The organism is Clostridium swellfunianum (assembly GCF_023656515.1).
GTDB classification, from domain to species: Bacteria; Bacillota; Clostridia; order Clostridiales; family Clostridiaceae; genus Clostridium_AT; species Clostridium_AT swellfunianum.
Genome location: NZ_JAMOFV010000006.1, coordinates 1,286,911 through 1,300,053, shown reverse-complemented (window position 1 = coordinate 1,300,053; position 13,143 = coordinate 1,286,911). Strand labels below are relative to the sequence as shown.

13 protein-coding genes and 1 riboswitch are annotated in these 13,143 nt (G+C 32.6%); of the genes, 8 read left to right on the top strand and 5 right to left on the bottom strand.

The features are described 5' to 3' along the window. Window positions 1-138: 138 nt before the first annotated feature. Both NBE98_RS05910 and NBE98_RS05905 read right to left on the bottom strand, forming a co-directional pair. Window positions 139-618, bottom strand: a complete 480-nt coding sequence (locus NBE98_RS05910; protein WP_250813558.1) for a CD3072 family TudS-related putative desulfidase — start codon at window positions 616-618, stop codon at window positions 139-141. Between the two features lie 60 nt (window positions 619-678). Further along, window positions 679-1,245 carry a CD3073 family putative ECF transporter S component gene (locus tag NBE98_RS05905; protein ID WP_250813557.1) on the bottom strand — a complete coding sequence of 189 codons (567 nt, stop codon included), beginning with the start codon at window positions 1,243-1,245 and terminating at the stop codon, window positions 679-681. 237 nt (window positions 1,246-1,482) lie between these two features. Beyond that, window positions 1,483-1,571: riboswitch (cyclic di-GMP riboswitch) on the top strand. A gap of 111 nt (window positions 1,572-1,682) precedes the next feature. Between NBE98_RS05905 and NBE98_RS05900 the strand changes: the two genes are divergently transcribed. The 8 genes from NBE98_RS05900 (at window position 1,683) to NBE98_RS05865 (ending at window position 10,478) form a co-directional block, all read left to right on the top strand. Beyond that, complete coding sequence (locus NBE98_RS05900) at window positions 1,683-2,069, top strand: hypothetical protein (RefSeq protein ID WP_250813555.1); 387 nt, start codon at window positions 1,683-1,685, stop codon at window positions 2,067-2,069. Window positions 2,070-2,231: 162 nt separating this feature from the next. Beyond that, window positions 2,232-3,134, top strand: coding sequence for an HD domain-containing phosphohydrolase (locus NBE98_RS05895; protein ID WP_250813553.1), 903 nt, complete (start codon window positions 2,232-2,234; stop codon window positions 3,132-3,134). A 72-nt stretch (window positions 3,135-3,206) separates the two neighbouring features. After that, window positions 3,207-4,031 (top strand): hypothetical protein, encoded by an 825-nt coding sequence (locus NBE98_RS05890; RefSeq protein ID WP_250813552.1) that lies wholly within the window; start codon window positions 3,207-3,209, stop codon window positions 4,029-4,031. Between the two features lie 254 nt (window positions 4,032-4,285). Next, window positions 4,286-6,562, top strand: coding sequence for an ATP-dependent Clp protease ATP-binding subunit (locus NBE98_RS05885; RefSeq protein ID WP_250813550.1), 2,277 nt, complete (start codon window positions 4,286-4,288; stop codon window positions 6,560-6,562). Window positions 6,563-6,619: 57 nt separating this feature from the next. Further along, window positions 6,620-7,438 carry an adenosylmethionine decarboxylase gene (gene speD, locus NBE98_RS05880; protein WP_250813548.1) on the top strand — a complete coding sequence of 273 codons (819 nt, stop codon included), beginning with the start codon at window positions 6,620-6,622 and terminating at the stop codon, window positions 7,436-7,438. A gap of 286 nt (window positions 7,439-7,724) precedes the next feature. Beyond that, window positions 7,725-8,822 carry an RNA ligase RtcB family protein gene (locus tag NBE98_RS05875; RefSeq protein WP_250813546.1) on the top strand — a complete coding sequence of 366 codons (1,098 nt, stop codon included), beginning with the start codon at window positions 7,725-7,727 and terminating at the stop codon, window positions 8,820-8,822. Between the two features lie 154 nt (window positions 8,823-8,976). Beyond that, the gene (locus NBE98_RS05870; RefSeq protein WP_250813544.1) at window positions 8,977-10,242 is read left to right on the top strand and encodes a helix-turn-helix domain-containing protein; all 1,266 of its coding nucleotides are present in this window, start codon (window positions 8,977-8,979) and stop codon (window positions 10,240-10,242) included. A 95-nt stretch (window positions 10,243-10,337) separates the two neighbouring features. Continuing rightward, window positions 10,338-10,478 carry a hypothetical protein gene (locus tag NBE98_RS05865; protein WP_250813542.1) on the top strand — a complete coding sequence of 47 codons (141 nt, stop codon included), beginning with the start codon at window positions 10,338-10,340 and terminating at the stop codon, window positions 10,476-10,478. A gap of 143 nt (window positions 10,479-10,621) precedes the next feature. On the opposite strand, the gene NBE98_RS05860 is transcribed toward NBE98_RS05865, so the two are convergent. From NBE98_RS05860 to NBE98_RS05850, 3 genes are read right to left on the bottom strand one after another with little or no spacing between them, the layout of a single operon-like run. After that, complete coding sequence (locus tag NBE98_RS05860; RefSeq protein WP_250813540.1) at window positions 10,622-11,116, bottom strand: dihydrofolate reductase; 495 nt, start codon at window positions 11,114-11,116, stop codon at window positions 10,622-10,624. A gap of 20 nt (window positions 11,117-11,136) precedes the next feature. Further along, window positions 11,137-12,372 carry a sensor histidine kinase gene (locus tag NBE98_RS05855; RefSeq protein ID WP_250813538.1) on the bottom strand — a complete coding sequence of 412 codons (1,236 nt, stop codon included), beginning with the start codon at window positions 12,370-12,372 and terminating at the stop codon, window positions 11,137-11,139. Further along, complete coding sequence (locus tag NBE98_RS05850; protein ID WP_250813537.1) at window positions 12,365-13,048, bottom strand: response regulator transcription factor; 684 nt, start codon at window positions 13,046-13,048, stop codon at window positions 12,365-12,367. The genes NBE98_RS05855 and NBE98_RS05850 overlap by 8 nt, the downstream gene beginning before the upstream one ends. Between the last annotated feature and the right edge of the window lie 95 nt (window positions 13,049-13,143).

Here is a 13,143-nt window from a genome sequence, read left to right as displayed (position 1 = left end):
TGTGATTTTTTAGTTACATATTTATTATAGAAGTTATTTATTACGATTCAGTATTTAAATTTCTTACAAATTTATTAAGAATGTAGTTTTAAACGAAAAAGGGCAGTTCAGTTGAACTACCCTTTAAGCAATTAATATTTAATTTTTTAGGAACGTCTTAACTTTAGCTGCAAAGTCGTTGAAGGTTTTATCATCATAGTCTGTAGGAACCTCAATATAATTTGGGGTAATTCCTTTTGAGGCAAGCATAGCAAATATTTCTTCCATTAAAATTCCTCTTCTATCAGAGATACTGCAGGTTGGACTATGATTAATTCCTATGATGCCACAAAACTCATAGCCATTCTCCATGTATATTAGTAAATCCTCCAATATAGGTTCAAAAAGTTTCTTGCAAAGCTCTCTGAATTCAGCAGTATCATACTCCTCCTTATTCATTGGCTTTCTTGTGATTCCTAGATATCTAAATTCAGGACAAGGAAGTTGAATTATTCCTACTCCACTATCTATTATATCCTTTGCAAAGCTAAAGGCCCCTCTTGCTCTATCAAGGGGTTCCACTACGCTATTTTGATTAAAAATACAGTGACTTGTTAATAATATTTTTTTGCTTCTCATTATAAACCTCCATTAAAAGTAAAGGACAGAGTAGTTTTTAAAACTATCTATCCTCTTAAGCTATGCTGAAAGATCAGCCCTATTTTTGTATTGAACGGGCACATACTTCATTGCTAAAAGTACCAAAAGACATGAGCCTATCTTATCGATAAAATTTCCTGTAATTCTAGGAATAAAGGCGGCTGTGAAGATTTTCATGCCGGATTTTTGAAGAAATAAAGTAAAATAATCATTTACAGAGCCTGTCAATCCACCAAAGAAACCTACCGTAATTAGTGTCCCTAAAATAGGACAAACTATTGAGAGTATTAAGCCTGAAGCTATGGCATTAACTACGTTAAATTTAAACTTTCTTGCCATATACCCAACAATTAAGCCCACTGCTGCATTAATAATAAAGTAAGGAATATCCTTTGGGCTGCCAGAAAGTATAGGAGTAAGAATATTAGTTAAGCTGCCTACAGTTGCTGCCTGCCAAGGGCCAAATAAAACTGCAATAAAAATTGTTCCTATAGTATCTAAAAATAAAAGTGGAATATTTAGTCTCGTTACAACTGTGCCAAGAACTATATTCATAGCAATAGCCATAGCACCCATAGATAGTAAAAATACTTTTTTGTTATTCATCGTAAACCCCCTTGTATTATTGTTAAGCTCGTAAAGGCTATTAACCTTATCGCTCTTAAGAGTATATATCAATATTTATTCTAAGAGGGGCTGCACAATAAGTAAAATAGATAATTTCTATATTTGACAACCTAGGTATTAATAATATTAATACAGCTTTTAAAATTTCTAGAAAATTATGAATAACTCATTGTATTGTACAAGCTACTATGGTACAATATGGAATAGAATTAAATATATAGAAAAGAGCAAATTCTCTGAAAGGGGAAGACGCAAAGCCACGGGTCTAAGGACAAGCAATTGTCTATGACGGCCGGGTTGCCTATGGAAGTATATCTAAGAGTGATAGGCATGCGTTCTATTACTTTTTTTGCACTTCGGGCACTCTATAAGTTTAATTTAAAATTTATACTTATATTGTACGGGAGGGTATACTCATGAAAAAACTTTTAAGTGGAATTACTACAATGATGCTGGTAATTGGTTTGTTCACAACAGGTGTACAAGCTAAGGAGCTAAACACACAAGAACTTAAACAGATGATTGAACAGACTAACAAGGAAATCTACGAATTAATTAATGAGGCAGATGATAAAGGGGATGCTCTTGTTATAAGCTATGAAGCCAACAAGATAAGTGAAAAACAGCTAAATCATAAATTGGACCAGATTATCGGGCAATTAATAGATTTCACAAGCAATAAAACAGAGAAGGTTATAAAAGAGGCTGCTAAAAATGGAGTTGAATTGGAAGCTCAATGGATTGAAGTTGAGATTGGTGGAAGAACTGTACTGGTAGATCCTTTAATTACTGGTGGATTTTAAATTAATATTATAATAGATTTTAGGAGATTATAAAAACTTAAATTAGTAGTTATAGTCTCTTTTAATTTTATAATTATGGAAAACCCTTGAAAGGAAAATTAAAAGTAGGTAGAATTAAATAAGAATATGTAATATTAGTGTTGAAATAGAGGTTGAAGCATTATGGGTTTATATTTAGGAAAAAGTGATAGTTGTATAGAAAGAGTTGAGAAAAAAGTAGAGAAACTAAGTCTCCTAGCCAGGGGTGATGGGATTGAAATAATGAAGGAAGTAGTGCAGCCTAATGTAATATTTCATGTTGCCCCAGGAATTGATGAAGGACTAATGGAGTTTTTTTATATTATTAGCGGAACAGTGGTTTGTGAAAAAGGAGAAGAAACTATAACTTTAGGTGCAGGAGAATACTTTTATGTTAAAGACTTGAAGGAATCGGTATACCTTAAGACTATAACTGAGGTGTCTATGCTTTATGTAGCAAATCAGCCAGTTTTCCATTTTCTTAGTGACGTAATAAAAAATATTACTGAAATGAGGCAACAGGTTGAAAAAAAGGATATGTATACTCATGATCACGGCTTAAGACTTGAAGGTTATGCTATAAGGATTGGGCAGAAACTAAATATGACTAAAGCAAGATTGTTAAATTTAGGCTATGCGGCAGGCTTTCACGACTTAGGAAAGATAAATGTACCAGATGAAGTCTTGAAGAAGCCAGGTAAGCTTACTAACGAAGAGTTTGAATATATTAAAAAGCATCCAGCTGATGGTGCAGTTATAATTGAAAACACTTTCATAAAGGATTGTGCTATGGCAATCCTGCAGCATCATGAGAGATTGGACGGCAGCGGATATCCTAATAAATTAAAAGGTGATGAAATTTCTTTAGAGGGAAAAATAATCGCTGTAGTTGATACCTACGATGCAATGACGTCTGATAGGCCATATAGAAAAGGTATGGATCCTAAAGTTGCCTTTGCAGAGATAAAAAGCTTAGTAGGGAAGCATTATGATGAGAAAATAGTAGCCTGCTTTGAAGAGGTTTTAAAGGAAGAAGGATTATTATAATATTTAAAGGCTTAGGTAGAATATATAATACCTAGGTCTTTATATTTTATAAGATTGTATGAGGTAAAAAATATGAAAGTAATAGAGAGCTTTATTATGTCAAAAACGGGCGTTCTTGAACAGTGCGAAGACAAGATATTTATAAGTAATGATTTTTTAGCAGTGATAGATGGCGCAACTAGCAAGTCAAGCTTTAGGTGGAATGGAAAAACCTCGGGAGCAATTGCAGGTGAGATTATAGGTGATACCTTAAAACAGTCAGAATGTGATATAACCTTGGATTTATTAATTTTCAGAATAAATAATGCCATTAAAGATATATATGAAGAATCAAAGGGAATTAATTATTTTATTAATAATCCAGTAGATAGAATTACAGCGTGTATGATTATATACAGTAAATTTCATAATCAGATTTGGATTATTGGAGATTGTAAGTGCAGCATTAATAGTGTTCAATACGAAAATGTAAAAAAAGTAGATACAATACTGGCAGAAGCAAGAGCTTTGTTTATAGAGCTTCAGTTGCTAAGGGGAAAGAGCATTGAAGAGCTTATAGCCGAAGATTTGGGAAGAGGTTTTATAATGAATTTATTGAAGGAGCAGTATATACTTCAAAACAATTCCTTAAGTCAATATTCTTATGGGGTTATAGATGGTTTTGAGATTAACTCTGAAAGCATTAAAATTATTGATGGTATAGAAAAAAGTAGTATGATAATTTTAGCATCTGATGGATATTTTTCTTTAAAGGAAGACTTATTTCAAACAGAACAACATCTAAAAGCTGTACTTGCTGAAGACCCGCTTCTTATAGGAAAGTATAAATCTACAAAGGGTTTAGTAAAGGGAAATGTTTCTTTTGACGACAGAGCTCTAATTCGATTTATAACCTAGAAACTGGATTTGGAGAATTTTTAGAAGTCTTAGTATAAGAAATTTTAAGGATTTCTTAATGGATTAAAATCTAAAACAAGAATATAATACATTTATGCCCCTGTATTGGATATGCGGGGCTTTTTATTTGAAAGAGTTTAAAAATAATAAATATTTGTTAATTTAATTTTATAGTTAATTTTGCAGTAGATAATTTGTTAAAATAAATTATAATATAGTTAACTTACTAATTTATTTATTACGGAGAGGCGATTATGAAATTATGTTCAATATGCAATAAAAATATAGCTACAATTTTTACAGCTAAAATGGTGGAAGGCAAAACAGAAACTGTTGGAGTATGCCTGCCTTGTGCAAAGAAGATGGGACTTCCTGTTATAGATCAGCTTATGCAGCAGACAGGAATGAGTCCTGAAGAAGTTGAAAATCTTACAGATCAGATGAATGATATGATGAAGGACATGAACTTTGATGAACTTGGGAAAAGCGATATGTTTATGAACCTTATGAGTGGATCTTTTCCAGAATCTATGGATTTCAACAAAGAAGAACACAAAAAAGAAGCTGCCTTTGATACTAATACAAAAGATAAGGAAAAAGATAAAGACAAAGACGGTAAGAAGAAAGCAAAGAGAAAGTATCTAGATACCTATGGCATTAATTTAACTGATAAAGCTGCAGAAAAGAGAGTGGATAAGGTTATTGGAAGACATAGGGAAATAGACAGGGTTATACAAATTTTAAATAGAAGAACTAAGAATAATCCTATATTGATAGGTGAGCCTGGTGTTGGTAAAACAGCTATTGCTGAAGGTTTAGCCGTTAGAATTGCTGAAAAGGAAGTACCTGCAAAGCTTTTTGATGCCGAAGTATATTTACTGGATTTAACTGCCGTAGTTGCTGGAACTCAATTCAGAGGACAGTTTGAAGGTAGAATGAAGTCCATAATAGATGAAGCAAAGGAAAACGGAAATATAATACTAGTTATAGATGAGGTTCATAACATAATTGGAGCTGGTGAAGCTCAAGGTGGTGCTATGAATGCTGCAAACATCCTTAAGCCAGCCTTGGCTCGAGGTGAAATTCAGGTTATAGGTGCTACAACCATTGAAGAATACAGGAAGCATATAGAAAAGGATTCAGCTCTTGAAAGGCGTTTTCAACCTGTAATTGTAGAAGAACCAACTATTGAAGATACAATTGAAATTTTAAAAGGTATAAGACACTATTACGAGGATTATCATAAGGTTCAAATATCAGATGAAGTAATAACAGCAGCTGCAACACTTTCTGAAAGATATATTACAGATAGATTTTTGCCAGATAAGGCAATAGACGTTATAGATGAAGCCAGCTCTAGAGCAAATCTTAAAAATAAGGGCTTAGTAGAACTTAAAGCTTTAAGAGAAGAATATAAAGTTTTAGAAGAAAAAATTAAAGAAGCTGCTGAAAACACTGATTATGAAAAAGCTGCTCAGTATCGAGTTGAAGAGTTCAGATTACTGGATAAGATTTCTAAGCTCGAGAAAGAAACAAGTGAAGTAAAGCTTTCAGCTGAAGATATAGCATATGTGATAGAAGCGTGGACAAAGATACCTGTAAAGAGCATAACTGAAGAAGAAGCTCAAAAGCTGTTGCAATTAGAAGAGAGACTTCACAGAAGAGTAATTGGACAGCATGAAGCTATAGTTGGTCTTTCCAGGGCTATAAGAAGAAATAGATTAGGATTTAGAAAAAAGAGAAAACCAGCATCCTTCATATTTGTTGGCCCAACAGGAGTAGGTAAGACTGAGCTTGCTAGAGCACTTGCTGATGAACTCTTCGGAAGTGAAGATGCACTTATAAGAATAGATATGTCGGAATACATGGAGAAGCATACAGTTTCCAAGCTTATTGGAGCGCCTCCAGGATATGTAGGATATGATGAGGGCGGACAATTAACAGAAAAGATTAGAAGAAGGCCATATTCGGTAATCTTAATGGACGAAATAGAAAAGGCTCATCCAGACGTATTTAATATGCTGCTTCAAATTCTTGAGGATGGAAGGCTTACTGACAGTCAAGGAAGAACTGTTTACTTTGAAAATACAGTTATAATAATGACTTCTAATGCGGGAACTAACTTTAAAGGCAATAACATTGGTTTTGCTCAGGCAAACTACAATGCTTTAGAAAATAAGGTTAAGGAAGCTTTGAAGGAATTCTTTAGACCAGAGTTTTTGAATAGGGTTGATGAAACTATAGTATTTAAGCCTTTAACTAAAGATGAACTTATTAAGATAGTAGATTTAATGCTTAAAGAAGTTCAAGAGGAAGTAAGAGAAAGAAATATTACCCTTGATATAACTGAGGAAGCTAAAGAATTTATCCTTAAGGAAGGATATGATGAAAAATACGGGGCAAGGCCACTTAGAAGAGCTATACAAAAGTATGTGGAGGATGAGATTTCTGAAGCTTACCTTCACAAGAGATTCCATGAAGGTTCAAATATAAAAATATCTTTACAGAATGGGAGCATTGTTTTAGAATAGAAAAAGCTATATACTATATGATATGGGTATTTTCATAAATAGAATCGAGGGATGAAATTGGAGCAACACAAAGAAGATAAATTAAAATTGTATGGGTTTAATAACTTAACAAAGTCATTGAGCTTTAATATCTATGATATCTGTTATACGAAGACTGAAGAGGATAGAAAAAAATATATTGATTATATCGATGAACAGTATAACTCTGAGAGACTTACGAAGATTTTATCAGATGTTACAGAAACTATTGGAGCCAGTGTGCTAAATATTGCAAAGCAGGATTATGACCCACAAGGCGCAAGTGTTACTCTTTTAATTTCTGAGGAAGAAGTGCCTCTATACGTGCTTGATCCATCCTGTAATAGAGGAATTCTAACTCCTGTTCGTGAAAATATTGTTGGACATTTGGATAAGAGTCATGTGACAGTTCATACTTACCCTGAAAGTCATCCGCAAAATGATATTAGTACTTTTAGAGTTGATATTGATGTTTCAACTTGTGGAACAATATCGCCCCTTAAGGCGTTGAATTATTTAATTGACAGCTTTGACTCAGATATTATAACAATTGATTATAGAGTTAGAGGATTTACAAGAGATATTCATGGTTATAAGCATTTTATAGATCACGATATAAATTCCATACAAAATTTTATTGATAAGAAGACTATCGAAAGATACAATCTTATCGACATGAATATATATCAGTCAAGCATCTTCCATACAAAGATGAGAGTGAAGGATATAGACCTTCCAAATTATCTTTTTGAAATAAAAGAAGAAGATTTAAGCGAAGCTGAAAGAAAAGAAATAATTAAGAAGATTGATAGAGAAATGACAGAAATATTTTTTGGTATCAATGTGCCTAATGTTTAATGATAGACCTCATGCCTAATCTTAGGTGTGAGGTTTTATTTTTATTTAGACAAAACTATACTGATAGTATATAAATTTGAAAGGTTGTGGTTATAATGTTGTTTAGTAAGGTTTCGATGAGGGAATAAATATAGAGATTAGTTTAGTTTTGCAGCGCTCCCTCGCATAGGAATATAACAATATAAAAACATAAGAATATAAGAATACAACAATATAAGAATATAACAATATAAGAATATAACAATATAACTTGTTATCTAGATAACAAGTTGAGCGAGGAGAAAATATGGAGAATAAAGTTAAGGTTATTCAGACCGAGAAGTCCTGGATGGAGAGCAACGCCATAGAGCAGCTTGAAAAAGTTTCTGAACTTAAGGGCGTTATTAAAGCTGTTGGATTTCCAGATCTTCATTTTGGAAAAACTCCTGTTGGGGCAAGTTTAGTTACAACTGATATAATATACCCTCATTTGGTTGGTAATGATGTTGGCTGTGGGATGGCATTATTTAGCACAGGTATAAATAAGGGTAAATTTAAATTTGATAAGGTTAGAGGAAAGCTTCAAAGGCTGGAAGGACTTGAAAATGTAGATATATCTCACTTGCTTGAGCAGGTAGAGCTTCCGATGAAGGAAGCGCTTGGAACAATCGGAGGAGGTAATCACTTTGCTGAGTTTCAGCAGGTAGATAAGATATATGATGAGGCTGCTCTAAAAGAGATAGGCTTAAACAAAAGTGAAATATATCTTTTAGTTCACAGCGGTTCAACAGGCTATGGAGAATATATTTTAAGAAAATATATAGATAAGTATTCTTGCCAGAATGGGCTTAGAGAAAACAGCGAAGGCTATAAGGAATACTTTGAAGAGCATGATAAGGCTGTTAATTTTGGAAAAACAAACAGAGAAATGATTGCTTACAGGCTTTTAACTACTATAGGTGCAAAAGACAGCAATAAGCTTTTAGACAGTACTCATAACAGCATAGCTATAAAAGAGCATGAGGGAAAAAGATTATATGTTCACAGAAAGGGAGCTGCTCCAGCTGATATTGGCTATATCATAATTGCTGGTACTAGAGGATCCAATTCCTATATAGTTAAGCCAAAAGCAAATAATTTAGAGTATGCTTACTCAGTTGCTCATGGAGCAGGTAGACGATGGAATCGTTTTTCCTGCAAGGAAAGACTTGAAACTGTATACCCGGATAAATCAAAAAGAGAAAAGCTTTTAGGAAGCAATTTAATTTACAATGATAGAAGAGTACTATATGAAGAGGCTCCTGAAGCCTATAAGAGCATAGATAAAGTAATTGAAGATATGCTCGGCGAGGATATGATAGAGCTTGTGGCTTCGTTAAAACCACTAATAACTTACAAAGCATAAGGTAAAGCTCGGCAGTTTTTGCCGAGCTTTAAACAATATTTTTCAAAATTCTCGTATTTTAGAGCAAAGATATGAGAATTTTTGTTTAAAAATTTAAAATATTGCAGTATAATTAGAGATAATATTTATTTTATATCAGAATCGGGTGATGTAATTGTATTTTCAAACTCCAGGCGAAAAAATTAAAGAGATAAGAAAGCTTCTTGGGATTAGACAAAGTGACCTAGAAAATATAGGTGTTACACGTAATTTCATAAGCATGGTAGAAGGTAACAGGAGGAGGCTGGGAGAAGAACAAGCTAGGGTTATGTTTCAGATATTCTTGAAAAAAGCAGATGAATTGGGATTAACGCTTGACATAGATTGCGATTATCTGTCTACAAGCCCTAAAAAAGCAGCGTTAATCTATTGCAGTAAAAAATTATTAGAGGATTTATCTAATGATGAAATTGACTATATTTTAAAAATATCCTTAGAATATAGTTTGCATCAAATTCAGGCAGAAGCTTATATTTTAAAAGCAAATAGAGTATTTGACAAGGGAATATATAAAGAAGCCTTTGTATACTACTATAACGCTCTTGATTTATATAATGAAATAAAAGAGCATGATAAGAATGCTTTTCTGTATAACAAGCTTGGAAAATGCAAGGGAAACACCTTGGATTATTTAGAAGCCTTAAAGTACTTTGAAAAGTCGTATCAAAATGCTTTAGATATAGGCGACATAAGCACTCAAAACAATTCTCTCTACAACATTGCTCTCTGTAATAAAAAGCTAGGTAATATAGAAAATGCACTTAAATCCATTAATGAAGTTATTGATGTGTTTTACAAGGAAAATGACTTTACAAATTTTATTAGCGCGATAATAATAAAAGCAAATTGTCTTCTTGCAATAAAAGAGTATCAACAGGCTATAGATTTGTATAATGAGATTATTCCTGTATTTACAGATGAAACCCATTGTCTTTTAGGTTATGTATATCATAACTTAGGGCTCATATATTTAGAAAAGGGTATGCTTGAAGAAGCTTTGCTATGCTATAATCGGGCAATTACTATAAGAGAACTATCTAATCCATCAAAGTTAGCACGTACTCAGATTGAAAAAGCAAAAGTATTTATGAAATTTAAAATGTATGAACAGGCTACTAACATGACAAAAAATGCAATAGAAACGGCCAAGCAGTATAATGATACAGAATTTATAATAGACGGATATTATCAGCTGGAGAAAATTTATGATGAGACAAATAGATTAGACTTGATGGAAGAGGTTTATCTAAATTTAATAGAGCTATTAGAAGGTATCGACAAAAAAGATGATAAGATAAAAATATATATTAAATTATCATTACTAACTAAATATGACCCCTATAAGTATGAGGAATACTTAAAAAAAGCAGTAGATTTATAATATCCTAAATATATATATTTATAAATCGTGTTTACAAAATTTATTTGTTATGGCAAAGTATAGGTATAATTTATTTTAAGTGGGGTGGGATACAAATGAAAAAAAGAGTCTATAAGTTTTTAATTTTGTTATCTGCTTTAATGGTGTTATCTGCTAGTTTTATAGCATCTACTAATAAGGATGATGATCCTCCTTTTATTGGACAAGAAACAGTAAACAACACAATAAACATTTAAAATAAACAAGTTCTAGATGACAATACAATAATCAAAAAAGGATGCCTCAAAATGATTTTTTATATCAATTTGAGGCATCTTGTTTTCATTATAAATAAGTCATAAAAACAGAGAAAAGTAGAAATAAATAGGCTAATTTATTATTAGAGCTTTTCTAGAGTCATATAAGTATGTCTGTATATATTATTTTCATCAACAAGTCCTTCGTAGGAATCAACAATCTTCCAGTCCTTCATATCAAACTGAGGCATATAAGTATCTCCTTGAAAGTGGTGATGAAGAACGGTCAGATATATTCTTTTAGTGTAAGGAAGAAGTATGCTAAAAAGTTTTCCTCCGCCTATAACAAAAAATTCTTCCTCACTATCAATATAAGGCTTTAAAGATTCAATGCTGTGAATAACCTCAACCTGTCCGTTGTCTATCTTAAAGTCTTTGTTTTGGGTTAACACTATATGTTTTCTTCCAGGAAGTATCCTTGGAAGGGATTCGAAAGTTTTTCTGCCCATTATCATTGTTTTGCTACCAGATAAGGTTATTTCCTTAAATTTTTTCAAATCCTCGGGCAAGTGCCAAGGGAGAGTTCCGTCCTTACCTATAATATGATTTTCTGACATTGCTACGACAAAGCTTAACATTTCTTATCACTCCAAATAAATTAATTTTTTAGCGGCAGCACTAGGCTTATCTTAGTTCCCCAGCCAAGCTTGCTCTGAACCTCAATATTTCCTTTGTGTTTTAAGATAATCCACTTGGCTATAGATAGGCCAAGCCCAGTCCCACCTGTTTCCTTTGTTCTCGATTTATCTGCACGATAAAATCGGTCAAAAATATGAGAAAGATCTTCTTTTGATATACCTGAGCCTGTATCTTCAATTTCAATAATAAGATTTTTATTTTTACTGAAGGAATTTATTTTTATAACTCCGCCTTCTTCAGTATATTTGATACTATTGTCTATAAATATTCTTAGAGCTTCCTTAAGCAGATTTCTGTCCCCGCTTATGGTTAGTGGTTCATTATATTTGTTAAGTATTTGATGCTTGCTGTCAATCATCTTTGTTTCTTTTACTACTTCATCAATAAGCTCATTTATGTTGAAATCTACTATTTCAACCTTTTGGGTGCTTTTATCACTTCTAGCTAGAAACAAAAGCTGCTCAACTAATTTTTTCATGCTTTCTGCTTCAGATTTTATAGCAGTAATAGATTCTTCAAGCACAGCTTTATCTTCTTTTCCCCATCTATCCAAAAGGTTTGCATAGCCTTGAATAACGGCTATAGGAGTTCTGAGCTCATGAGAAGCATCAGATACAAATTGATTTTGAAGCTCATAGGATATCTGAAGCCTATCCAGCATATCATTAAAAGTCTTTGACAGGTCTTTAAGTTCATCCTTGGAGCCGCTTACGTCTAGCCTTGTATTCAAATCCTTAGCAGATATGTTTTTGACTGTTTCGGTCATCTTCCTAACAGGCAGCAAAAGTCTTCGGCTAACTCTTGAGCCTATTGGCAGCATCATAAATAGGAGAACTATATCGGACAATATTATAAATAGGGCAATAGCAGCAATATAGTTTGTTATTTCTATTGTATTATTAGAAAATTGAAGATATAAAAGATTTTGGTCTACCCTAAAATCTACTACCTGTTGTCTTAAAAAGTATACAAATACACCTGCAACAGCTATATTTGAAAGGAGAAGTAAAGAAGAAAAAATAAAGGCATAAAAGGTTGTTATCTTAAAGCTTATAGAAAAACGCAGTCGGTCGTTAATATAGTTAAAAAGCTTTGATATTAGCCTAGGTAAAATAACAATCAGCAGCTTAATGCCTTTAAAAATTGTCATTAATAAAAAACCAACTGGATTGTTAGTTTCATTTTTTTTATTCATACTTTATCATGTATCCCACCCCTCTAATGGTGTGAATAAATTTTTTGTTATACTTGTCATCTATTTTACTTCTTAAATATCTAACATAAACATCTACTACATTAGTATCACCAAAATAGTCGAAGCCCCAAACAGTTTCTAGAATTTTATCTCTTGAAAGTACTATATTTTTATTTTCAAGCAAGTACTTTAATAAATCAAATTCTCTTTTAGTTAAATCAATAGCATTATCATCATAGCTAATAGTGTATTTTTCTAAATCTACAACAAGCTTTTCAAGCTGTAGAGTTTTTGAAGAAACAGCTTCAACTCGTTTTCTCTTTAAAGCAACTCTAATTCTAGCTAATAGTTCTTCAATTGCAAAAGGTTTTGTTACATAGTCGTCTGCACCGTTATCAAGGCCCATAACTTTATCCATAATATCATCCTTGGCTGTCAGCATAATAACTGGTATCTCGGAATGTTGTCTAAGCCTTCTTAAAACTTCCATACCGTTTAATGAAGGCAGCATTACATCAAGAATTATTAAATCAAAATTTCCTTCAAGTACTTTTTGAAGTCCTTCTCTGCCATCATGGGCTTGTTCAACCTCATAGCCTTCATATTTAAGCTCTAGCTCCACAAAGCGAGCTATCTTAACTTCATCCTCAATAATAAGTATTTTATAACCTGGCATTTCATAAATCCCCTTTGTATTTGTTATAGCTTAATTATAGCCAATATTTAATATTTTGTAATTAACTATCTGAGGAAAAGCATTAGACACTGCTT